Genomic DNA, 24835 nt, shown 5'->3' with positions numbered 1-24835 from the left:
CTTATGCCGTAAACAAAAACAGCCGCATCTTCGGGTCCGTCGACTATCGCTCAACCTTCGGAACAGGCGACAAAGGTAAAGCCCTGAACATCACGTTCGGCCTGGCATCTCAGTGGTAAGGCAAAAAAAATGACCAACAAACACAAAAATTCAAAAGCTGTTTAATGCCACAAAGCCCTTAGCTGCAGCGATCCCTGTCGGGTCTTACAATGACAACCCGCGCCCATTCAAAATAGTAGACCACGGAAGCATGAGCTAATGATTGGATTGTGCTCTGCACCGAAGCTGAGAAAAGTCGCAACGGTGTAACGTTAGTGAAGCTCACACATAGAAAAGGCCAGAGATGGCTACAGTGCGACCCGGTGCGTCACGCAAGTCACGCATACTTTCTTTTGCAAGGTCGCTAAGACCCCTTACAATGGCTTTCACTGTGGCTATTGTAGTGCCCTGGTCAGCGGCTTCTTTCTGCTAGCTCCCCGACGGCAGCGGAGGAAGCGTCCGCAAGTAAAGAACAATCGCATCCAAGTCGTCATCAGTCATCTGCGACAGATGGTTGTAAGGCATAGGTGGTAACATGCGGGTTCCATCCGGGCGTTCACCACGAACAATCATGGTCTCGATTTCTGTGTCGGTATAGGATGCCAAGCCATCTTCATGACTCGTGATGTTGGACGCTATTGAGACGCCCCAAGGGCCGTTAAATGTGAGGCCACCGGCTCCAAGATGCGTATCCAGCATTGGCCCGTGATCATTAAAGGGGGTATGACACTCCATGCAATGGGCGATGGGTCCTGCCAGATAGGCTCCATACTCGGCCGACACTGTACGTGGTGGCGCTGTCACCTTGCCGACCGGCGGCCCATACGCGGGTGGGAGGGGAATACGGTATACGGATTTCCCGGGATCGTTCTGTACCGGGGGCAGTGTGCGAAGGAAGGCTACAATGCTATCCAAATCTTCATCGCTTATGCCACGATACACCGCATAGGGCATTGGGGGTCCAATCACCGAGCCATCTGGACGCAGGCCCTCTCGGATTGCCACCTTGAGTTCCTCGTCGGTCCATGTGGCGATCGGTCCCGCTGGCGTCAGATTTGGTGCCACTGCGGTGAACGCATCGTTATCCTCGACCAGGCGACCGGCAAGTTCCATTCCTCTAACAGGTCCATCAGAGCCAATCGGCGTATGACAGTTTCCACAACCTGCAATCCCACGAACGAGATACTCGCCGCGGTCAACGAGAGACTCGGCATAAGGCGTCGTGGCGACCAACATCAAGGCAATGATCAGCAGAGGTTTCATACTCGCATTTCCAATGTAAATCAGGTTAAAGGGCATAGTGCGCATAAGAACATTGTTCGCGGCTCAGCCGTGCAATAAGTACCAACGAAGCTCGATGTAAGAGCCTGAAAACCAAAAGGAGTCCGGCAACTGCAACCATTGTATGCACCTGGATAGCGGCGCGTCTCATGGCAGTTCTTCATTGTTGGCTGACACAACGGCTGTATCTTAAAAAGCGCTATTGAATCTCTAACACTTCTCGCTTGTTCTTGATAAGACGTGACACGAGGTTTTTAGCCTTCTTCTTGTCCGCAAAGGGTAAAGCGGGAGTTGGGACTTCTCCTGCCTCCTCAAACATTTCTGGAAAAATTAGACGCAACTCTTCGGCCGTGTCTTTGTCCAAAGCTTCTAACGCGTGCCGTCCGAAATAGAAGCTTTCAGTCGGCGCGTCGTTGGCAAGAATAATCTCGTGTTTGTCAAAAATAAGATGGAAGTACTCGAAGGAAGTAAGGTTTTCCTCAATGCCTATGCCTGGCAAGCTTGTGAGCTTAATCGCGGGCATCAGAACCTCCCCATTCCCGAACATTCGCTCCGCAATCGGTGAACGGACAACCATTCGGTGTTGACGCGATACAAGGAGATCAGAGGATGGTAGGTTTGCTCCAAGCGCTCCTTTTGAGATTCTCACTGGTCTCAGTTTCATACTTTCGGAAATTGCTTCAGCATCAACCTGTCGCTTGAGTATCGCCCGTATGCGCGCGAAGCCACCGACGTGGAGTTGAACAAGGTCGTCAACTTTGAGATCTTCAACTGGTGTTTTTCCGGAACTCGCTGAAATCTTTGTACCAGTGACAAAACATGCCTGCAAAACGGTGACATCGAATTGATCATCTGTGAAATGGATCCCGTTGGTACTTGGCGGAGAGTTGGTGACAGACCAATTCCCAGGATCAGTCCTGGTTTGACTACCTGTATTTAAGATGCTTTCCAGTATTTCCGCTTGTGTCCACAGATTGTCGGGATCATTGAAAATTCGATTGCCGTCATCCACCCACTCCATTTTGTCGAAATTGAAATAAATTGTAGCGTTGATCGCTGTGTCATCACTTGGATCATTGGGATTTGCCGTTCCATCGAAAGTCACATTGGGATCGGTTGAAATTATCGAGATAAACCGGTCTATCTCGAAAATCATGTCATCGTCGGGGTCCACATTTCCTTGAAACATGAATATGGAGTCATTCAGCTGAATGTTCCCCGGGTCCGTTGTGATTATGCTATCCGAGGTTTGCAATTCGTCGTTGATCGTGACGATAATAAATTCGTTCCCATCGGGATCGGGGTTTGTGTTTTCATTGTCTGGATCGTTGAGATCATCACCCATATCAAAAGTGACGGTGTCGCCAGGTTTGAGACCGCCATTGGGTACTGTCCAGGTAAAAACGTTTTCACCTTGATTAAAGGTTTTCGTTGAGGAATCCCATTCACGATCGGTGAACGCAATCACCTCTCCGGCCTGGATGTACGTTGTTGCCAGAAGTTCGAAGTTGTCATTATCTGCGTCCAAGCCGACAAATACTAGATCGCCATCATTCACAGCCATTTGTTAAGCTCCAGTAGTAAGCTCGACGAATTTGCCTTGCTGAAAGTGGGGAACAGCAAATGGGCTTGTCTACCGAAACACCGGTCAAACCCATAAGACTTCTTGCCCAACGCCTTCCCTCAACTCCGACAATGCGGTAGATGTGCGCACAACCAACTTCGCCGACATTGATTGAAATGGTACACTTATGGAGTTGGGGCGTTTATGTTTGGCTGTCTCAAAATCGCAAGCATTGCGTCTCTTGCATTTGGTGGGCAAGGCCTCATTCCAGTGATTACCGTTCCACTTCTGTGCTGACACTCAAAAAACCAAATCCTCAAAGCCGTCGGAGCTCCACTTCAGGAACACAGCAGGCCCGAAAAACCCATCATGCATAACACATGCCTAAGAACACTATCGTGAGGCCCGCAGATAGATTGCGCCGAAACAACGATCACCTCCGGCGCAAAGAGTGATGCGGTAGCTGAACGACCCTTGAAGCAGGCTTGAGGCAGAGAACGTGTCAGCGCCGCCCAAATCGACCTCGCCCCAAGTCGCTTCAGGATCGATCGACAGGATAAGACTGCCGACATTTGCGTCGGACGGCGGACAGCGGACAGATCTTGGATCGCATTGGCTGGGGCAAAAGGTGAAAGTGTTATTGGCATGCTCATAAAGAATGCCCAGCCGCGCCACCGTTGACGGGCTTTCATCCAAGGAAATCACCGTCCCAAGGGTGTCTGCGAAGACCCCAGTCGCGATCCATACCGGTTTCAACTGGAACTGCGGGGTGAGGGAGCTGTTGGAAATAAAATCGAATGCATGAACAACCTACGCGCCAGCGGAACGGGCCTCGGTTTCCACGCCCATCGCAAACGACCCGATGAAGCTGGACGTGGTGTCAGATTTCATTCGGCCGAATTCCAACTGGGCGACCATGTAGAAACCGTTGTCCCGAATCCACGTCGCGCTTGCGCCCATGCCTTAGCCGTCTCTCGAGACGGAGCCATGGCCAAGTTTGAACGTGGCATCACTCTGCATCGACAGAAAGTAACCGTGTTCCACAACAACCCGTTGACCAGTTGCGTCCGCTGATCATAGTCGGCACAGATCCGCATCTCAGATATGCGACTGATGACCTCCGGGCCATAATTGGTTGAGATATGCTCCAAGATCTGCAAATCTCTGTAAGGCCGCATCCACGCACCGCCAGCCAGGTTGCCAAATGCCCTGAGCGCTTCTCTGGCTCTGCCTTGTTGCGGGTCTCTTTCTCATTTCCACTCTTCAGCGGTTAAGACGAGCCGGAAAAACTAGGTTTTTTATCGACCTGACCTGTGCAATTGGTGCTGACGCCAAAAAGCAACATAAACTGAGACACTTAAACATCGAAAATGAATGAATATCAGATTACCTTCACTGGTGTTCGCGTAGCACAAAACACTAAATCAAAAGCAGTGGCCCCAACAGCAAAGGTAAGACTTTAAATAATTTTATGAGAGCGCTTAATACCGTGCCTTGCAGCGCTTCTTATTCTTCTGCTGTTTACGAGCGTCCTTACGCACTGGTGGCGTAAGAACAAACAGGCGATAAAATCGGAGCGCCGTTACTCACTCTCAAAGACCCCCTCAATTGGATGCTCTGGAACTTAGCCGCCCCTCTAGGGGCGGCTAAGTTATTTGAACCAATACTACAATACTTAGGGGCTCTCTTCAGGAAATACCCGATGGTATGTATGGATCAAAACGGCAAGTTCGAAGTCGGACACCGGCTTGGTGATGCGAACGGCACCCGCATAGCAAGATGTCTTCCCAAAAGTTTGAAATGATGTCGCGGCAGCGCGTGCCGAACCCTTCGCAGTCTTTCGGCCGAAGTTCAGGTTTTAGCATTTCGAACACTGGCCCCGATCTGAGGTCATCGCCACGCCTGGAAAACGGAGCGCACTCGGGCAAAATTTTGCTAAAGCGGCCGAACGAAGATGAAAGAATGTCATATCTTGCGTAAGCATCGGACGCAAAAACGGCCCCTGGTTTACCAGGCCGCGAATTGGCATAAATTCCGTCGCCAGCTCGATGCCTTTCCAGATGGTAAACACCAACAGATCCGACAGGAAGTGGATGGCGCCCCTACCCCGCCGACCCAAACTTCTGCCGGAGCGTTTTAAACAGCAACAGTCAGGGCCGGACCGATCTGATGCACTCTCCTTTTCCACTATCTCGCACGAACCCCAACGTGCAACCTTTTGCAGGCCGCCACGCGACCAACCGCCAACTGCAAGCTGTCGGCGTAAAAATCGAATACCGCGCCCGGGCAAATCAAAACCACAAATTCGCTGCCCAGCTATTTCCGCGCTTGGGAGAACTGGATGAACGCCATCCAGCTTGATGTTACAGCCTGAGCGCATCCCGTCCTCGCCGTTGCGTAGCGGTACATACGTTGTTCGTCGCGTTCCGCGATGAAGACGCGAGTATTGAACGAGAAGGTAACCATTGGAGAAATTATCAATAGGACGAGGCGATCGTAGTCTTCCTGAGGCCGAGACTGTCACCCAGGTCATCTTTTTCCCGTAATCATCAAGCCTTGGTTGTGAGAATCAACTCTGCCGCTTTCCAGCGACTTTTTTACTGAATGAATTCGGCGAGTCGCACTGCAGCTACGCCAGATCACGACCGCCAGCAGGACTGAGCCGCCCGGGAATGCAAGCCAGAAACGTTGGGTTTTAATCGCTTTTGCAGAATCCTTTCTAAACAAAGTCCATAGATATGAGTGTATACAGTTGCTTTTGGTCCATTCCGACAGGTAACAAAAAGAACGTTCGTTCAGTTCCATCGGTCAGAAACAAGCACGCCCGTTTTTTACCGTTCGCAGACATGAAGACTAAGCGGGCAGTCCGCCTGACAGGAAAAGCATCAAAGGCGGATTCGACACTCGGGTCCATATTTCCTGCGAGTGCGCAAACACCATTTCGCAAATTAGCCATTTGACACTGGCTGTGTTCTTTGAATGAAAATTCGTCACCGAGAACCAAGTCATCAAGTGTTTCGATACGCTGGTGTCTCAATACGCCGAATTCAACTCTGACATCTCCCGCAGCGACCAAATAGAATTCGCCGTGGGCGACATTCCTATGGCCACTTTTGACAAAGTGTTCGTGCAGACTATTGGCGTTCAATACTGACGTTGGCTCTTCGCCGGTTGCCAAATCCGGCGACTCACGACAACCTTTTTGGTCTTTGCCCTTCTGGTCGAAAAAACTCATCGACGGTTCTCGCAGTCATTCTGAATGGCCCTACCCATGATCACACCAAGAAGCTTAGGGCCCATAGCAATGTCCAACTCAAAGTCTTGAATACTCGACCTATTTGTCTCGTATGAAGGCGCGAACTGTGTGGCACAGCCAGATGTCACCCAATTGCAGAATTTCACAGAGGTTCCGTTCATGACGTCAAAGAACCAACCCTGTGAGTTGTCTCTGACTTCGCCTGCAACACTATCTCCATCCAGGCGGATGTACGAAAACGACGTCCCGAAATCTTGGCCAAGCAATGCCGGTCCGGAGTAAGAGGCCATCTGGCATCCTGCGGTTCCCAACCATGTTGGGATGGCGTCGTCATAGATGCAGTCGGGATCCTCTGCAAACACCGAGACTGGGCGTTCCATGCTTGATGCATTGACCGCCCAAGAAGACAAAGCTCATTTGCCATCATCGGGGTTGAAGTCGAAAGGGCGGAAGGGACTGGGCGAAGCCTGCTAACGATAAAACCTTTCTTCACGAGTAAAAGATATCCTGGCTATTGCGGGTTTGCTCCGGCCCAGCATAGAGGCACAGCAATCGAAAAAAATGTTCGAGCGTCTCAAACTCTTATAGGTTTACGTATTTGCTCACTTCAAACCGGATGGAACCCGTTCCGTGGATCCCGCGGCATCTCCGACCGGAAATCCCAACAATGCTTGAACAATCGTTCCAGGATGTCATCGGGCCCCAGTATTGCGACCCTTGGGTAAAGAACCAGGTCGACCAAGTGAGGCGAAGCACATGCGGTACCACATTAATATCTCAACCTGTCGCAACTTCGAGACAATCTCTTTCGACTTCAGTTGCTTGTTCGCCATGTGGCTCCTCCGTTTTAACAGCCATAACGGCGGACCACTTCAAAGGGAGAGGATCAGGGTTGTCACCTGTGTCGTGGCCTAAGCTGGGCACAACTATGCGATGGTACAACAATTTAGCCCTGGCGAAGGTGGTGCACAACTGAGCTACGACATCACGGCAATGCAGGACGGCCCCTTCTCTGGGTGCGACGATCAATGTCGATGGCGGCCCGCAATTCAATCTGCCAATGCGCACCTGTCACCAGTTCGGTTGTGTGATCAGGATCAACTTTGGGACGGAAATCATCAGGCTCCTGCAAAGGGGATCGACCTTGCAAAGGACGTTGTGCCAATTGGACAGTGCCGCGCCGCCCAATATTCCGATGTCCTTGATCGGCTTCTCATCTGCGTTTTCGAATATTGCTTCGCGCCAGCCTTTTGCCGGCCCGACGGCTCGGAATTGCGCCACCTCGTTGGCGGGTGGGTGCATCAGACAGACATGAGATATCCGGTACATTACGATGCGACGCCCAAACATTGAGAGAGCGCCTTCAACGTTATAAATGCATTGTTGCAACAACATGTTGCGCGCGTTTAACGTCACCTCAATTCCGATTTTTGGGACAACGAAAAACGCCGCGGAGATGCCTTTCGGGTGGCTGATGAATTTTGGAGTTTAGTTATGAAGACTGTCGGTTTTGTATTGAGCCTTCTTATCATTGCGGGGTGTTCATCGGGTGGTTCATCGGGTGGTTCATCGGGTGGTTCATCGACAGCCCCATTGGAACCATCGACAATCCCGTTGGCACCGCCGACGGTAGATGACTTGGGTGAACAGCTGACAGACGACGAATGGAAGGCCTTAAGGGACGAAAACGCTAATTTGTTTGATAATGGCAGAACTTCCGATGAAATTGAGCGATTCGATATCCCCGAAACAGGGACGGCAACCTATGCTGGCGCCTTCACTTATCGGGTTAGGCAAGACACTTTTGATGTATACTCGATGGGTGGAGAGTTTGTTGCGGTGGCCAATTTTGCGTCTGATACTCCGGTTACTGGTGTTGCTGGAAACTTTATTGAGTTTCCAACTAACCCTTTCAGTAATGAACCCGCTGTTGCAGTTGATGGTTCCGCCGAAATGGTCTTTGACACAGTAGTGGATTCCGATGCGGGAGTAACTTTCCTAAATGGCTCTTTCAATGGCTCAGTCACTATGGCGAACGGTGCTGGAACACGCGATTTGAATTTCGATGGCCTCAGAGGGGAGTTCTGGGATGGTGAAAATGGAAGCTACATCGGACTCGGGGACAACGATGCCACAACTACCACTGGAGAAGAGATAATCTTTGATGGTCTCGGCGTCGAGCAATAGACTGGGTGGTTTTCAAAGTTGCATGGGTTTTGTCACGTTAATCCTGGATTGGTTTTTCATTTCTGGATTTGGGCATAGGTGACACCGATGAATTTATCGTCGATCAGCTACCAGCGCCACCGATTTCCTCTTCAGATCCTCTCGCACGCAGTTTGGTTGTATGTTCGCTTCAATCTGAGGCTGCGTGGAGTTGAAGAAATGCTTCTGCAGCGTGGGATTGATGTTTCTTACGAGACGATCCGGCGTTGGGTGATCAAGTTTGGACCGGTGATGGCTCGGAACTTGCGACTAAGTCAGGACCGTCCTGGTGATATCTGGCATCTCGATGAAGCTGCCTTGAGAATTTCAGGTCGCAAGTATTGGCTTTGGCGGGCTGTCGATCAGCATGGCGTCGTTTTGGACGAATTACTCCAACCTAAATGGGAAAAACGGGCTGCAAAAGGTTGTTGCGCAGCCTGATGAAGCGTCTTGGCGTCATTCCTAAGCGGATTATCACAGGTAAGTTGCGGTCATGTGGTGCCGCCAAGCGAGAGGTAGCGCCGGGCTTGGGTCAATGGTCACACAAGGGCCTAAACAACCGCGCCGAAAACAGCCATCTCCCATTCCGAAAGCGAGAGCGGACAATGCAAGGGCATCGATCACTAGGAGGTTTGCAGCGGTTCGTGGCCACGCACTCGGCAATTCGGAATTGTTTTTTGTGTTCCAGTACGCCGTCGCTCAGCCCTAAAAATTCGATACCACCGCCTCGAAGCATTTAACGCCTGAAAAGCCGCCGCCCAAGCAGCTTGACACCCGAATATTAGTATACCTTCGCACGTCGGGAGTTAACGCTACGACACGTTACGAACAGAAATGGGTTAGGTAGACCACATGATGAAACGTAACTCTCGGCTATCTCTCGCATTACACATGCTATCCCACTTAGCGCAAGATGCTGGACGCACCCAGACATTTTCAGAAATAGCGGTCCATGCTGGCACCAACCTTGCCATTGTCTGGCGAGTTTTTGGGAAGTTGCGCAAGGCCCGGTTGCTAAATTCAGAAAATGGTCATTCCGGCGACTGTCTAGGCCATCGCATGAAATCACTTTGGCCGACGCCTGTCTCGCGCTGGAAGAAAGCCTGTTGGAATCCCGTTCTAACACTGAACCGCGTTCATGCCAGGTGGATCGGTATCCTGAGGGAAAGGTGATCGAAATCCTAAATGAAATCGAAGCCACTCTGATAGATCGGCTGTCGAGCACGACGATAACGGAGATCAGTGGCACTCGGCCATAACAAGAGAACTCACTATGTTGCAAAGCATCGCTCGCCTTCAGAATCGCGGCCCATTTAGGGGCAGCCATCGTACAAGCCTGGCTGCATGATGGACCAATTTCCCTTAACTCCTATTCCTGTCACCCTGCTCACCGGTTTTCTTGGCGCGGGAAAAACCACATTGCTCAACAAGGTGCTGGAGGACAATTCTCACGGGCGGGTCGCGGTCATTGTGAACGAATTTGGTGACGTTGGATTGGACCACGACCTTATTTCTGAAACCAGCGATGAGATTATATTGATGTCTTCGGGATGTCTGTGTTGCTCGATCAAAGGCGAGCTTTCGCAAACGATCATGAGTTTGCTCAAGAAAAAAGAGGCGCACGATCTCAAGTTCGACCGAATTGTAGTAGAAACGACAGGCTTGGCGGACCCTGGCCCGATCATCCAAACGCTCATCGCGGACCGTAGCCTTTCGCGTTCAACGCGTCTGGACGGGGTGGTCGTTGTCGTAGATGCAGTGCTCGGTATGGCAACGCTCAGCAATCAGTTCGAAGCGGTGTCACAAGCCACCAAAGCAGACCTGATTGTCCTAAGCAAAACCGACCGCGCTGAACCGGATAAAGTGGTAATGATCGAAAAACGACTCAGAGGGCTTAATCCAACGGCACGGATCTTGCACTCAGTTCGGGGCGAGAAGGTGCTTGGGCATATGTGGGGGACATCTGGTGCGAGACCGGGGGTCAAAGCTGCAGAAGCGCTAAGCTGGTTGCAGCCATCAAATCTACCGCTACGTCAATTAAGTCCACTCGACAACCTCTCAGGGCTCGCTGCGAAACCTGCAGAAAAGGCGTTCTACTCGCCCCACGACAGGCGTATACAAAGCGTATCGATCACCTTGGAACATCCGCTTGAAAGTAAGGTATTCGGTATGTGGCTCGACGAATTGGTGGCGTTACGAGGCCCAAACCTGCTTCGAATGAAAGGCCTCGTATTCTTGAATGGGGCCGCTAAGCCATTTGTATTTCATGGCGTGCAGCATGTTTTCGACAAACCGTTTCCAGTAGAGGCCTGGGAGAGTGACAGCAGGCAAAGCAAAATTGTCGTAATCGCGCGGGATATCTCGGAAACGCGTCTTCGACGGTGCTTGCGGCCTCTGGCTCAAGGCGGGCAAATTTCGTTCAACAGCCTTAGTTGAACCAGCCCAGGTACAGGAAGCTCGCGCGGCGAACGTGTCACTCAGCCGATCGAGGCCCAATCCAGACGCTGCAAGTGATAGCTGTGGTTTGACAGCCCATGTAAGCCATGATTGGGGCCGACGTTGTTGAGTTTGGCGGTTTCACTCAGGCTGTAGGCAATGGCCATGGCCTTACCGCCGCCTTCTGATCCTGCTAACATCCAGTTTTTCCGTACGATGGCGATTGGTTTGACGGCGAGTTCGGCGGTGTTGTTGTCGAATTCCAGATGTCCGTTCTCGAAGTATGGCCGCATTTTTTGCATCCCACCAAGGGCGTAGCGGATGGCTTGGGCAAGTGGCGACTTTCCCGAGATCTTGAGCAGTTGAGCATGTAGCCATGCTTCGAGATCATCGAAGATCTGTTTTGACTGTGCCGGCCGCAACGCGACAGGATCGTCGGGCGATTGACCCCGCGCCTCTTTTTCCACTGCCTAGAGTTCAGCGATCCGCCGGATCGCTGCTTCGGCGGTGGTATTGAAGACACCCACGAACTTGCGCCTTACATAGGCCATGCAGGGCATCTCTTTGGCATTGTCGTCGCCAGACAATCCGTAGAAGCCAGAGTAGCCATCTACATGAACCCAGCCCGTGTAGCCTTCAAGATGCCTGACCGGATGTTCGCCCTTGGGGTTGATGGTGAACTGATACCGGGCACGAGGTGGCGACGACTCCGACCAAGACCGCTCATCGCGAACCTATGTACTGACCCGTGCTGTTTTGGCCTTCTTTTGACCCGGGGCCTGCATCTTCACTGACGTATTGTAGGCAAAACAGTGCATCGCCGCGACTCACAAGCCGCCCGATCTGTTCGGCCAGCGGTTCCAATAGAGCCGCTGATCGGCCAACCCAGTCGGCCATTGTCGAACAGTCCAGTTCAACTCCTACGCGGGCATCGATTTGGCCTTTGCGATATCAATCGCCACCAAAACAGGCACGGCCTGTGCAATACTGGCATCCGCCATAGTTGGTCTACCTTGCGGCGTGGTTTGTTGCAAAACCACTGTAGGGACCTGAGACCCGGATATGATCACCTGCTAGGCAAATTGAGGGCTGCGCAGGCCATCATAACCTCCAAATTAACGTCATTCCAAAGGTGTTACGGCCCAGAGCTTTCTTCAGGGGCAAGCCAGAATTGGCTCCAGAAGGTCGGTGTGAATCGGTCCGGGTCTACCCGGGCTCTCCCTGGAAAAACGGATACAACGAGAGGTTCAATGGAGCGCTCCGCCACGAGGTTCTCAACTCCAGTTGGTTCACAACGACCGAGCAAGCACAGAGCGTAATCAACTGCTGGCTCAGGCAATACAACCACACCCGACCCCACCAGACCCTCAACAAGCGCCCAACAGTCCCCGAACTTCTAGTCCGAAATGACCCAGAACATGGGGGCTGGACAGGCGAAAACATGAGCCTGAACGCTCGGTAGGCGTCAAAGCAAGTTTGCCTGAAAGAATCTAGTGAACGGCAGCCTCTCGTCCAGGATCACCCCGCGCCTGAGACTCATTTTTGAGACAGCGAGACATCGAAGACGCTGTTGAGTGAAGGTATCTGTGACAGTTGAAGCTGTACTGTTACGCACGATACTTGGCCAACTAGACACAATCGAATTGCATGTTCTAACCCGGTGGAACACCATGGAAAACGAGTACTTCTCAGTTGACAACTCAGATCAAACAAGGGGAGACCGAAATTGCGCAGAGACACCAACAAAAAACCATGATCAATATCGAGTTTTGTGTTCTGCAAAGAATAATCAAATAGAATTGGGAACCGATGGCTTCATTTCGATTGGGCGAAGCAATGACAACGATATTCAGGTATTGTGTCCATGGGTATCCCGTCGTCATGCTGTCGTTGAGCGCAAGAGCGGCTTTTTGATAGTTTGGGACGTTAGTTCGAACGGGACAATTCTAAAAATTGATCAGGAAAAGACAATACATTTGCAACGCTCACAATCTCCAATACCAATTCTGGGCAACACGGTACTGAGAGCAGAGCCCAGCGATTGTCAGCTCGTTATCTCAATAACGTCCTGATGGTAAATCAGTCCGGATGAAAGTCCGCGAACACTATGCTCTGTTTCCCGATGCAACTTAGTGCGCGTTTTATTAAGTAGAACCAGTGGGCACTAAGCGCTGCGGCGTCCAAGCCGGCGGCTCTTTTGCGGCACGTAAGTTCGGACGACTTCGCTACGATCTCCAGCCATTTCGATTGTGGCAATCCTAATAGGCAGCAGTAGATTCTCTTATTGATTGTATTTCAGTGACATACCTTTCCGATACGTCGTCATCACGACTTCAGCTTTCCGGTGCTTTGAGACGAAACAGACTGCTCTTTTTTGTCGTCGGCTTTCATTTGTCTGGTGTCTTTGCCACCTAAAATTGGGCCACTACTTTGACCGAGAAGGGGGAACAAGGGATGGCTCGGTAGCGATACTCGGACGAAGACATTCTGAAGCTGCTGCGTGAGATTGAACTTAAGCTGGCAGATGGCGACGATGTTCGGACAGCCTGTCGTGGTGTCGGTGTCAGCGATGCGACCTACTACAATTGGCGGCGTCGGTTCGGTGGCATGGGCAAGTCGCAACTGTCGGAGTTGCGCAGCCTGGAGAAAGAAAATGCCCGGCTGAAGAAGATCGTGGCCGAACTGGAACTGGACAAGCTGATCCTCAAAGAAAGTCTGAACTACCTAAAACCGAGGGCCTGACGACGAGCCAACTTCGTCAGGCCGTCATTCATGCTCGCCAGAAGCTCGACACATCAGAGCGTCGCACCTGCAAGGTGAGCGCGCAACCAAGTCACTGCTCAAGCATTCTCAATCGACTTGGCAATACCCACCGACGTCATTGCCGCACTAAAGGCGATCATTCGTGCGCAATAGGATCAGAATGCGCAGCTTGAGGCTCTGGTGGCCTCCTTCAAGAAGGCCCTGCTCGAAACCAAATCCAAGTAGATTGCCCCCAACATGAGCTGGAACTCGAAGACATTGAGATGGCCTTGGCCCGAGCGAAGGCCGAGCGTGATGTTTTCAGGATGTCAGCAAACGACCGGATATTGCCCCCGCCCAGATCAGGGTGATTGTCGCCCACTGCTCTAAGTAAGCCTGCCGGTCCTGCGAAAGCAGGAACTCTCAAGCCTCTGCTCTTGTCCACTGCATTGCAGGTGGTTTTCCGAAAGAGGCCACTTTGGAGCATATACGCGTGCCCAAGTATGCGGACAATCGGCCGCTTTATCGCCAAGCGCAACTCTACGTCAAATAGATTGAGACACGCGAACATTGAAAGCGGTCACGCTAAATCCCAAAACTCGGCAACTGGCTCTAGCCACTAAAATATCCAACAGAGATGTTTGAGCAGATGCGATCACATGACAATCGGCACTGATTTGGAGTCGAAAAAATGAACAATTCAAAGGCGGCAGCTGCAATTCTTTCTTTTGCTGGGCTAAGTGCATGCTCGAGCGGTAGCGGGGGTAGCGATGAGATTGCGAGCTCTGAACTAATTATTTCTACAATACAATAGGTTAAAGTAGTTCATGATGAAAACAAAAATGCGCCAGCCTCTTCAGAAAACCAAACAGCAAGATGTGACACTTAGCGGTCAGGAACGACCTGCATACCCAAACTTTCTGCTGCGCGGCGGTCGGATGACAAAGGTTTGCGGGGTCGTGGCCAGCTTTGCGCCAAGACCCGGCGCGATTGGCAAAACACTGTCGGTCAGCGTATCCGCCATTGCACTTGGCAGCGCCTTAACCATGACAGGTGCGGCGGCAGGACGCTGCTCTGGAGCGGACGGTACATATGTCTGCTCCGGTCCTGCAGATGCGGATAACGATCTGACGCAAGCCTTATCGTCGACAGGTCCGCTTACCGTAACAACCACCGAGAATTTCGGTCTCGACACCAGCACGAGTGGTGGCAATGCCCTCAACCTTGGCAACGATGTCGATACGACGTCGGTAGGTTTTGAGGACCTCAATAGCGCCACGATCATCGGGGCCGCAAACGGTATCGTTGCCACCACCGCGGATGGCGCAGGAGATATTGTCATCGGTATCTCTGGCGACGTTCAAGGTCGGGCAGGCAACGGCATCAATGTTACGAACAATGGCACTGGCGATACGGTGATCACCGCGACGAACGACGCTGGCACAGCATCGGTGACAGGGTCATTGCAAGGAATTGTCGCCCGAAACGAAAACGGTGGCGCGTTGACCGTCGTCGCCAACAATGTGACGGGTTACAATTATGATTTCGGCTACAGCGGGATTTACGCGGCGAATAGTGCCGAGGGAACAGATCTGGGCGTGTTCACATCAGGCAGCATTCGGGGCTACGATGCAATCAGAGCTGTGAACCTTGGGACGGGTGATCTGACCATAAATACAACGAATGCCGAGCAATCAGCCGATGTCTATGGGACCGACTATGGCATCTTCGCACAAAACCGCAATGGCGGGGCGATAAACATCACAGCAAATGAGGTCGGAGGAGGCAGTGGCGTTGGCATTGAGGCACGCAATTTCGCCGGGGGAACAACGCTCACAATCACGACGACAGGCGACATCGACGGTGCCTCTTCAGCGATCTATGCAAGGAACGAGGGCAGTGGCGACCTCGTCATTCAAACGACAAACGCTGAACGCAGCACCTTGGTCGATGGCGGGGCTTCCGGAATTGTTGCCAGAAATCTCGGCGGTGGCGCCCTTCGCATAGTCGCGGATAATGTGGAAAGTGGCATTGGTGATGCGGGCATCGATGCCTCCAATGACGCTTCGGGCACTGACCTAGAAATCACCGTTCATGGAAGTATCAATAGCCGTTGTACTGGGGGCAACAGACAATGCCCGGGTGGCGAAGCTGGCATCAAGGCCGTGAATGACGGATCAGGCGATCTGGTCATCGTTGCCAGCAATGCAGAGGGAACGGCCAGCATTGAGACGCTAGACTATGGTATCATCGCCGAAAACAACAATGGTGGAGCAATTCGGATTACTGCGGACAATATCGATGCTGGGTCCGCGGCTGTGTCTGCAAGTAATGATTCTGCGGGCACATCCCTTACTGTGACGACATACGGTTCTGTGGTCGGGGGACCTGTTGGAATCGAGGCGACAAACCTTGGGTCCGGTCCAACCGTGATCAGCGTCTACGGAACGACGTATGGCAACAACAGCGCGATCAGTTTGAACTCTGGTACCGGGGGCGGGTCAACCAGCGTCAATTTGTTCGCTGGTGCCAATGTGAGCAGTGAAGGGCGCGTCGCGTTTGAGCAGGACGAGACCAGCACCTCCGACACGACCGTATCGGTCTTTAATGGCGCGTTGGTGTCTGGCAACCTGCTCTTTGGTGCGGGCAATGATCAATTGGTGTTCGCGGGCGGGTCGCTGGAGAATACGGGCCTTCTTGATGGACGAGATGGCCAGAACCGGCTGAGCTTTCTTGGCTCCAGCGGAGAGATTTCGGGAGCAGATATTGTCAACTGGGACACACTGCGTATTGGCATTGGGTCGGTGCTGTCCATTGACGGCACGGTAGAGGTCGAGACGCTGGAAGTCCTGGAGGGTGGTTCCTTGACTGGCGATCTGCTGATGGCATCCGGAGACAACACTCTAATTTTCTCTGGAGGCCTGTTTGATACATCAGGATTACTGGACGGCGGCGGCGGCACAGACATACTGGAGTTTAGCGGTTCGAGCGGGGAGATAGCGGCCGACAACCTTTTGAACTGGGAAACGGTTGAGGTTGGAAATAGCTCGCTGATATCTGTTTTTGGAGCGCAAACGCTCACCGCTGACACACTGAGCGTGGCGTCGGGCGGGACTCTGAGTTTTGCTGATAGTTCAGCGAATGGGTCCTTCACGCAGGCGGGCAACTTTGCGGGTGGCGGGACACTGGTCTTCGATGTGGAATTTGCTAACGGCCAGGCCGATCAGATGACCATTTTAGGCGACGTTACCGGAACGACGCAGATCCGCCTCAACGTCTTGTCCAATGCGACGGTTTTGACCGATGACATCCCTCTGATTTCGGTCGATGGCTCCGTGGGGGATGATGCATTTGCTTTGGAAGGCGGCAGCTTCTACGAAGGTCCGGTATTTGTCTACGAGTTGGGCGTTGACGCGGGGACGTTCTCTTTGAGTAATCTGCTCAGCAGCAATGGTGAGCCGGTCTTGTCCTCGACCCCGAAGGTATATGAAATTGCGGCCGTCGCTTTGGCGCGCGCCGTAGATTTGCCCGGCTTGATGGAGCGCATAAACGGGCGTTTCCAAAGCGGTACAGGCGAAACACTCAGCACTCGTGGACTGGCGGGTCGGGTCGGTACGTCGGACGTGATGACGAGTGGTGCCTGGATGCGTATCTACGGTGATGGGCAGAGCTTGAAGTATGCCTCAACCAACTACGACACCGAAATCGACAGCAGAAAAACCGACCTGCAGTTCGGGGTTGACGTCGACCATGAGGCAGCGATCGGTCGCTGGGTTTTTGGGATAAACGGCCGCGTTCTGTCGATGAATAGTGACGCAACGTTCGAGGTAGGCAGCGGGGACATCTCGACAGAGGGCTACGCTATCGGTGCAAGCGGGACCTGGATTCAGGACAACGGGTTCTATGTCGACGCGCAGCTGGAATTCGGTCGTATGACGTCAGACTTCAGCTCTAGCGCTGGTGGGACGCTTGCGACGGACGTGAAAAGCACAACCCGCTCACTTAGCCTGGAAGTCGGCCGGGCCTTTGATTTGACCCCCAACAGCATGCTGATACCGCAGCTTCAGTTGGAACATGCGAGATTCGATACCAATGATTTCACCGACAACAATTCGACGGTGGTATCCATTGGCGAGGATACGTCGACGAAGGCGCGGTTAGGTCTGCAGTATGAGTATTTCGATGAAGAATTCTCTCTCTTCGTAATGGCAAATGCGATATGGGATGTCTCCGGCGAACAGGATGTGGAGGTCAACGATTTGACCCTTGCAATAGACCCCGACACAACCTGGAGCGAGATCGAACTAGGGGGATCCTACTACATAACGCCAACCAGCATGCTCTATGGTTCGCTCTACTATCGCACTACAGTTGGCTCGGACGGCGACAGTGGAAGTGGCGCAGGACTCTCCGCTGGCTTCACTACCAAATTCTAAGGACAAGAAGCCGTTTGATATTGGTCTGGCTCAACGAGTGTCTATCCACCCTGTTTGAGGAGTGGGTAGCGCGTTGCCTGTCCGTCGTCAGAGATTTTGGGACAGATGGCAATCTGATCCAGGAGAAAGTGTGGCTCACTGGTTGGATTGATTATGGGGCTGATTTGCGGGGATGTGTCGCAAACCCTGAGGCCCAATTCACGAACATGCGTGATCTGACGATTGTCCCCGTCGACTAGTTTTTCGAACGGGTTTCAGCATGATCTCTTTGAAAGGTTGACATTTCCCCAAAGGCGCGGTTTTGTACGCTTCTAATTTCTATCTGCGGTACACGGTGTCCTGTCGTGACCTGCGAGAGATCATGGCTGAGCGCGGTGTGCCGGTTGATCATGCCACACTGAATAGGTGGGTAGAGAAATACTCGCCGATCATCGCTGCTTGTGCGCAATCAAAAAAGCGTCCAGCAACCGCAAGGTTCTTTGCCAAAGCACTGTCGTCAAACGCGATCTCAAACAAAGTCGTCATCAACAAAAGCCGTGCTAACGCGGCGGGCATTCGAGAAGTAAACAAAATCCTTAATCGATTTGGATGCCCAGCCAAAATCCAAACTGTCAGGTCCAAATTTTTGAACAACATGATCGAACAGGATCATCGGTCTATCAAGCGTCGCATCCGGCACATGTGTAGGTTCAAGTCGTTCAGATCCGCTTCGGCCACACTGGATGGAATTGAGGTCGCCAACATGATCCGGAAGCGGCAATTCCCCAACACTACGAGGTCTGGCTTTCGGCTATTTGCCGAGATCGCGGGATAAGTGTGTCCAGTAAGTTGCTAGTTTGGTGATCCCAATAATTTGCGACACATCCCGGATAAGTTTCGATATGGAGTAGTGAGATTATGGCGATCTGTGATTCACATGGCCAGATTCGCACTTGAACTGATGTCCATTGAGAAGATTGAAAACGGCTGATTTTAAGATGCGTCATGTTGACCACAGGTCCATTACCTACCAACTGAAGGACCAGGCAGGTTCAGACCGGTTGTCGAGGTACGGGTCCGATTCTGATTTAGTTTCTGAAAAGCGGGCAGAAGACTTGCCTGAGCACTACGGAATCAATCAAATTGAATTCCTTTGACATCAGATCAGGCGACCGAGATCAGATCAAAATGGCACCTCGATAGCAATCCAAGCAGTCGTGGCCGTATCATCGCCAATCCTGGCCAGTCCCGTACCGATCGATAATGAGCCGCTTTGGAATACCGACGTTGAATAATTCAAACTCAGACGCATACCATCCAAATCGCGTCCTTCCATCGGTAGCGACATTGCCTGGTCAAAAATCTCAACTCCCACGCTTTCATCACCACCCGACAGAAATTGAAACCAGCCAACGGAGCCCGAAAAAGTGCCTATCTCGCGCTGGTAACTGAAACGTGTTCCTACCTCAATATTGGTCCAGGACGTCCGCGTTGCGTCAACGCTTGCGGCCGCGATTGATCCTTTTTCATCATAGCCATCGACGTCTATCTGCGTATAGCTCACCTGACTGAATGGGGTGATCGTCAGCCCAGAAATCTCTTCAACATCTACGTCGTATCCAAGGCCCGCATGCGCCATCACAAAACGACTGTTTGGAGCGGCGACGGCATCATCTTCGCCGTCTTGGGCGTTATTGTCATTGATCGTCCGCGTCACATTCGTTGAACCGAAGCCGAAACGCAGACCGGCATCGGCATTGAATTGGCCCAAATCATTGGCCCAAGCTGCACCTAAGATGACGGCATCGGTTTCAATGCGCGAACCTGCACCCCAACGATCCCGACTGTGGGCCTTTGTCTCACCAAATCCAAGGCTTAAGCTTAGCGCCCCATAGTCACCGAAGTTCCGGGCGAGGCCGGATGTCATGCTTGATGCTCTCACCTCCAGATCGAACATGTCGTCGTCCAATAAGGGCAGCGGCGACATACCTTCGACGCTTGTCCATGCTGTCCACCCGCGGATCAACCCTGTAGCAGTACCCGATGTCGCCAAACTATGCCTATCATCATTAAGGACGGTGCGCAGTACATCCTGTTCGGCCGCCAGGCCCTGGTTGGCCAATTGTCCCAAGGCAAGGCTGTTTGCGCCCAAAGCCTCTGTTTCAAAGGTCGCAACGTCATTGCCAGAGACAAAGACCGGACCGTCAGATTGAATATTCACACCACTGTCGTCGAAGTTCTCAAACTGCCAAAAAATCGAACCAGTACGCCCATCGGTGTCGTCGACCGTAACGGTCTGGTCAGCCACGACAACGCGGCCTTGTAAGAAACCGAGGGTGGACAAAAGAACTTCGCCGTCACCATCAGCCAGGTTGATCGCAAAGGCCTCGGCACCTTCGCCAGTCGCACTTGCAATGGCGGCACCTGTATTGATCAGACGGCCATCGAGGGTTGCGGGCATTTGATCAGCGGACGTCTCGAACGTGGGGCGACCAATCGCAACGGCCTGCCCGCGATCAGCGTCAAGAACCGCCTCCAAACGTCCGGAATTTTCGATGACGCTGCTCGCGCTCAGTTCCTCAAAACCGAAGGCAAGCGCAGAGACATATGGGGTGACACCATCACCCACGTCACCGATCTCTGAAGTCACGCTGACATAGATGTCGCCGTGGTTGATGATGCTCGCATTTTTCCCGGTGATCAAATTGAAGTCGACTGCCTCACCCGCCACACGGAAGATGTCAGTGTCACTTGATGACAAACTTGGATCAAGTCGTAACTCTTCGACTTCGCTATTGACGATGATCCGGATATCTCCGCTGTTTTCAAAGCGGAAATCATCTCCGAAAACGAAGTCAATGTCGAATCCGTCTGCATCAACCGTAGTTCGGCCAAGAAGAGTCTGGACCGCGAAGTCGTGACGAATGTCCATGTTGCCATAATTCAGCAAAGACTGATGATCACCGTCGAACTCGGCGATCACGATCCCGTCGCTACTTGAGCTAAAGAACAAACTTTCCCCACGTACATCAATGTCGGTGAGAACCTGGATATCACCAGAATTGATGAGCTCAAAGTCAGGGGCACTGAACTGTTCGATCTCAATGTCTGTCAACAGTCCGGTGTCAATACCGTTCAACTCGTCAATTTCAATCCCGCGCGACCGCATGATGATGTCCGCGCTCTCTGAGGCCTCGACCGACAGAATATGCCCGACCGAGATGTTGTCTAAGTTGCTGATCAGACCTTCGGACCCATTAATGTCATCAGCTTCAATCCCGATGGCGTCGGCTTCCAACTCAACATCTGTGAAGCTTTCCGCCTGAATGCCCTGCTGCACATCGATGGCCCCATGCGTGCGGAATTGGCTTTCGTCGCCAGACCACAGGTCGAGCTCGATCCCTTCGGCTATGACGGTGATCTCTGAACCAATTGCTTGCCCGAAAAGTAGGTCTGTCGTGACTAACATGTCACCATTCACAATCATACCGGACTGATCGCCACCCATTTCAATATAGCCAAACCCGCCCATCTCAGCACCCGTGTTGTTGATGGTGAGGATTCGCGAAACGTCCAAGACCGTCTCACGCGCATCAACGAATGATGTTGACGTGATGTTACCATTCACGACGCGCGTGGACAGTGGCGCATAGATGTCGGCGAAGTCGAGACCTGTGGTAGCAACGCGTGCGCCCCTGTCAAAATCCAGCAGTTGAACAGCCGACTTAGCAATCATGTCGCCATTGACTGTAACGGCCGTTCCGCTGCCAAACTGATCATCGACATCAATGGCTTCGATTGTCAGGTTGACACTTGCACCGCCGACATCAGCATCCAGTGAGGCCAGCGTGTTCCCCGTTATGACGACTTGGGAGTCAGACGCATCGAAGGCATTGTCAATGTGGATCGCGCGTACCGAGGCGGTGTTGTAACCTTCTGTGTTATCCAGTCTCATCTCAGCGGAAACATCACCAGATACGGTCAGGTTCGCGTGCATGCCGTTGAATTCGTCGATGCTAATGCCGGTTGCATCACTGCGAGAGAAACCAGGATCATTTCGTCCGCCGCGGGCATAAACATTAATTTCGCCCGTGATCTCGACTGTCGTATTCGATGCATTCATGCTTTCGATACTGATACCGATCGCACGCGCGTATCCACGCGCGAGAGCATATCCAATTAATGCCGTAGAATTGTCGCCGCCATGCGAACGTACGTCAATATCACCAGATATGGTGACTGCGTGATACGCCCCTTCAAAGTCCTCAAACGCCACGCCAATCGCCTCTGCAACACCATTGCGCGACCCAGCGCCGGCGGTCGCTGTGACCGCCATATCGGAGGAGATTTCGATCTGAGTTCCTGTCCCGTCAACGTTGACCCCTGTTACTTCGTATAGAACTTGCCCGGAAGTGACGCCTCCGGTCCCCCTACGCCCGGTCACGCCAAAAGCCCGCGCATAGGCAACGCCGGACAAGGCCCCGCCTGTCGCCACAACGTTCAAATCACCGGTCACACTCAGCGTGTGTTCCTGGCCTTCTAAGCCCCGGAACTGGACACCATATGCCCCCGCGATGCCGTACGGTGACCCACTGCCAGCGTTCGCTATCAATGTCATGGACGACGAAATCTCGACCTGGTTGCGCGAGCCATCGATGCTCATACCCCTTACGCCATGCACTCGAGAATAATTCTCATTGCCTGCACCGAACCCGGCACGCCCATAACCGTATAGGGTGCCGCTTACCTGAAATAGGTTGTCTTCCCCCTGTAAACTGCTGATCTGGACAAGCCTGACCCGGGCAACACCATTGTTTTCGGCGTAGGCCCCGCCAACAGCGCTGGCTTCGATGTTTGCAGACAGTGTTATCTGGTTTCTGTCTCCGGTGACGTCATCAAAATCAATACCATTAATTCTTGCATTGACATCGTTGACCACGGAGTTATCGCCAGCCGCGGCGCGGAAGTACCAATTCCCTGAGGCGTCGATTTGGTTATCGTTCCCCAGAAGATCGCGCATTTCAAACCCTTGAATATTCGCGGACCCACCTAACTGATTGCCTGAGCCACCAAAGGCCTCACCGACAAAGTCGCCAGAAACCGAAATATTCGTTTCGTTCGCTGTAACATAATCAATCTGGAATAAAGTTGCCCGTGTCGTGCCGCGACTTACCTCGCTGCCACCATATGCCTGAGCAGTGATATCGCCGCTATGATTAATTGAAGATCCGCTCCCAATGTCGCGTTGGATCCTGATGGCGGTCGCATACGCATTCGCGTTTTCATTTGAGCGATTGCCAGCAACCGAGACTGCATTAACATACGCTGTCGAATTCAGAGTTATTGGCTCATCGTTCGACACGGAAATAGAAATCCCGACCGCTTCGGCATCGAGTATCTCATCCGCCCTGTCATCATCGCCCTCGGCGCGAGCAATTATATCACCGGACGTCGTGATCGACACTTCCGCCGCATTTTCAAGGCTTAGACCAGCGGCATATGCCAAACCGCCCGACGCTAAGGAACGCGCGTTTGATATCACGCGCACGGTAGATCCACTGCGCAAGTCGATTGTGCCGTTAAAGTAGTTACCATAGATTCCACGCACTCGCGTACTCAGAGCAGGATCCAGTGTAATCGCTGCACCGGACTGAAGAACGAAGTCTTCGTTCGGCGCCAACACCTCTTGCGCACGTGCGCCGTAAGGGAAAAGAATCCCCGCAACTGCGACGGTTGATCGGAGTATCTGCCGTTTCGCATTTGCTGCACTCATTTGGCCACTCCCGGAGAATCTTCTGCCATATTGCCATCGACTATCCGACTCTTGCGGGGACCAACTCAAATCTTATGTGCCATAGCAGCGCTTCAGAACATAAAATTGAGACAGAAACACAATTTTCCTGTGACCTGCTCTCCCAGGCTCCGGATACATTGAAGCACAGCCAGAACAACACGGTGGCCGCCAGGCTTCAGACGCATTGATTTACAGCCAGAATAGAATGGTAGCTGCGAGAGCGATGGCCGAGAGGAAGACCTTTGGGCATCTGTCATATCGGGTTGCGACGCGCCGCCAGTCCTTCAGGCGGCCGAAAATAATCTCGATCCTGTTGCGTCGTTTGGAGCGGCGCTTGTCGTAGCGGACAAGCTTGTCGCGCAACTTGCGACCTGGGATACAGGGCATTATTCCCCTGTCATTGAGGGCTTCGCGGAACCAGTCCGCTTAGTGGCCTCGATCTCCCGGCAGCCAGTCAGCCGATGGCAGACTGTTCACCAGAGCCCTTGCCCCATGTAACCGTTCCCGCTGCTACAGTCCTATTCTGGCTATGAAACAAGAACGAGTCCTGACCCTAAGTGACAATGACATCACCAATCCGGGACATTGCGATGCCGTCGGGATGGGGGCATCCACCCCATCAATTCTCTCAACGAGCGGGAGGATTGTCTATGATGGGGCCGAAGCAGGAAGCGCAGGCGGCCCTGTTCCACGAGTTCTCGTTGAAGGCTCATGTTTCGCGCGATTATCTTCTACAGTCGATTAACAGGTTCGTCGATCTGTGCAGGATCCGCACGCATCTATCGGAATTTTACAGCCATACAGGGCGTCCATCAGTCGACCCCGAGCTGCTGATCCGTATGCCGTTGGTAGGCTACTGCTTCGGCATCCAACCGATGCAGATCTATCCCGCCAGTCCCTGAGAAAACGGATACAACGAACGCTTCAACGGAACACTAGGGTCAGGGCTCATAGCCAATAGATAACGAGTGCTGTGAGGGCGATCGCTGACAGGAAGACCTTCGGGCACCTGTCGTAGCGGGTTGCCACACGCCGCCAATCCTTCAACCTGCCGAACATGATCTCGATCCGGTTAGGCCGTTTGTAACGACGCTTGTCGTACT

The 24835-nt window shown here is 52.5% G+C and carries 16 protein-coding genes and 5 pseudogenes; 12 read left to right on the top strand and 9 right to left on the bottom strand.

What is annotated here, in order from left to right; genetic code table 11:
* Positions 1–468 precede the first annotated feature (468 nt).
* The 3 genes from ACR0MP_RS21590 to ACR0MP_RS21580 form a co-directional block, all read right to left on the bottom strand.
* Positions 469–1302 (bottom strand): c-type cytochrome, encoded by an 834-nt coding sequence (locus tag ACR0MP_RS21590; protein WP_480887997.1) that lies wholly within the window; start codon positions 1300–1302, stop codon positions 469–471.
* Positions 1303–1519: 217 nt separating this feature from the next.
* Entirely contained in the window at positions 1520–2884 is a 1365-nt protein-coding gene (locus ACR0MP_RS21585) for a Hint domain-containing protein (RefSeq protein WP_480887999.1), read from the bottom strand.
* Between the two features lie 393 nt (positions 2885–3277).
* Positions 3278–3640, bottom strand: coding sequence for a hypothetical protein (locus tag ACR0MP_RS21580; RefSeq protein WP_480888001.1), 363 nt, complete (start codon positions 3638–3640; stop codon positions 3278–3280).
* Positions 3641–3685: 45 nt separating this feature from the next.
* On the opposite strand from ACR0MP_RS21580, the gene ACR0MP_RS21575 reads away from it, so the two are divergent.
* A complete protein-coding gene (locus ACR0MP_RS21575) occupies positions 3686–3958 on the top strand; it encodes a hypothetical protein (RefSeq protein WP_480888003.1) in 273 nt (90 codons plus the stop codon).
* 1645 nt (positions 3959–5603) lie between these two features.
* Here the strand turns inward: ACR0MP_RS21575 and ACR0MP_RS21570 are convergent.
* Entirely contained in the window at positions 5604–6119 is a 516-nt protein-coding gene (locus ACR0MP_RS21570; protein WP_480888005.1) for a hypothetical protein, read from the bottom strand.
* 1081 nt (positions 6120–7200) lie between these two features.
* On the opposite strand from ACR0MP_RS21570, the gene ACR0MP_RS21565 reads away from it, so the two are divergent.
* From ACR0MP_RS21565 to ACR0MP_RS21545, 5 genes and pseudogenes are all read left to right on the top strand, one after another.
* Positions 7201–7455 (top strand): invasion associated locus B family protein, encoded by a 255-nt coding sequence (locus ACR0MP_RS21565; RefSeq protein WP_480888007.1) that lies wholly within the window; start codon positions 7201–7203, stop codon positions 7453–7455.
* Positions 7456–7607: 152 nt separating this feature from the next.
* Positions 7608–8327 carry a hypothetical protein gene (locus tag ACR0MP_RS21560; RefSeq protein WP_480888009.1) on the top strand — a complete coding sequence of 240 codons (720 nt, stop codon included), beginning with the start codon at positions 7608–7610 and terminating at the stop codon, positions 8325–8327.
* Positions 8328–8414: 87 nt separating this feature from the next.
* A pseudogene (locus ACR0MP_RS21555) lies at positions 8415–9092 on the top strand (IS6 family transposase).
* Positions 9093–9197: 105 nt separating this feature from the next.
* The gene (locus ACR0MP_RS21550; protein ID WP_480893905.1) at positions 9198–9518 is read left to right on the top strand and encodes an Rrf2 family transcriptional regulator; all 321 of its coding nucleotides are present in this window, start codon (positions 9198–9200) and stop codon (positions 9516–9518) included.
* Positions 9519–9689: 171 nt separating this feature from the next.
* Positions 9690–10781 carry a CobW family GTP-binding protein gene (locus ACR0MP_RS21545; protein WP_480893903.1) on the top strand — a complete coding sequence of 364 codons (1092 nt, stop codon included), beginning with the start codon at positions 9690–9692 and terminating at the stop codon, positions 10779–10781.
* A gap of 41 nt (positions 10782–10822) precedes the next feature.
* Here ACR0MP_RS21545 and ACR0MP_RS21540 read toward each other — a convergent pair.
* Both ACR0MP_RS21540 and ACR0MP_RS21535 read right to left on the bottom strand, forming a co-directional pair.
* A pseudogene (locus tag ACR0MP_RS21540) lies at positions 10823–11455 on the bottom strand (IS66 family transposase).
* A gap of 49 nt (positions 11456–11504) precedes the next feature.
* The gene (locus tag ACR0MP_RS21535) at positions 11505–11678 is read right to left on the bottom strand and encodes a hypothetical protein (RefSeq protein ID WP_480888011.1); all 174 of its coding nucleotides are present in this window, start codon (positions 11676–11678) and stop codon (positions 11505–11507) included.
* 235 nt (positions 11679–11913) lie between these two features.
* Between ACR0MP_RS21535 and ACR0MP_RS21530 the strand changes: the two genes are divergently transcribed.
* From ACR0MP_RS21530 to ACR0MP_RS21510, 5 genes and pseudogenes are all read left to right on the top strand, one after another.
* Positions 11914–12243: an integrase core domain-containing protein gene (locus ACR0MP_RS21530; RefSeq protein WP_480888012.1), complete on the top strand. Its 330-nt coding sequence runs from the start codon at positions 11914–11916 to the stop codon at positions 12241–12243.
* A 208-nt stretch (positions 12244–12451) separates the two neighbouring features.
* Positions 12452–12853 (top strand): FHA domain-containing protein, encoded by a 402-nt coding sequence (locus tag ACR0MP_RS21525; RefSeq protein ID WP_480888014.1) that lies wholly within the window; start codon positions 12452–12454, stop codon positions 12851–12853.
* Positions 12854–13259: 406 nt separating this feature from the next.
* Positions 13260–13523 (top strand): annotated as a pseudogene (locus ACR0MP_RS21520) (transposase); the annotation flags it as partial.
* 842 nt (positions 13524–14365) lie between these two features.
* Entirely contained in the window at positions 14366–17959 is a 3594-nt protein-coding gene (locus tag ACR0MP_RS21515; protein WP_480888016.1) for an autotransporter outer membrane beta-barrel domain-containing protein, read from the top strand.
* A gap of 301 nt (positions 17960–18260) precedes the next feature.
* Positions 18261–18773 carry an IS6 family transposase gene (locus ACR0MP_RS21510; protein ID WP_480888018.1) on the top strand — a complete coding sequence of 171 codons (513 nt, stop codon included), beginning with the start codon at positions 18261–18263 and terminating at the stop codon, positions 18771–18773.
* Positions 18774–19121: 348 nt separating this feature from the next.
* On the opposite strand, the gene ACR0MP_RS21505 is transcribed toward ACR0MP_RS21510, so the two are convergent.
* Complete coding sequence (locus tag ACR0MP_RS21505) at positions 19122–23300, bottom strand: autotransporter domain-containing protein (protein WP_480888020.1); 4179 nt, start codon at positions 23298–23300, stop codon at positions 19122–19124.
* A 621-nt stretch (positions 23301–23921) separates the two neighbouring features.
* Positions 23922–24224, bottom strand: a pseudogene (locus ACR0MP_RS21500) (transposase); the annotation flags it as partial.
* Between the two features lie 158 nt (positions 24225–24382).
* On the opposite strand from ACR0MP_RS21500, the pseudogene ACR0MP_RS21495 reads away from it, so the two are divergent.
* A pseudogene (locus ACR0MP_RS21495) lies at positions 24383–24604 on the top strand (transposase); the annotation flags it as partial.
* A gap of 76 nt (positions 24605–24680) precedes the next feature.
* Here ACR0MP_RS21495 and ACR0MP_RS21490 read toward each other — a convergent pair.
* On the bottom strand, positions 24681–24835 hold a 155-nt coding region (locus tag ACR0MP_RS21490), incomplete at its 5' end, for a transposase (protein ID WP_480888023.1).

The organism is Ruegeria sp. K3 (assembly GCF_056531845.1).
The sequence above is the reverse complement of the archived record's forward strand: the minus strand, read 5'-3'. Positions and strand labels throughout refer to the sequence as shown.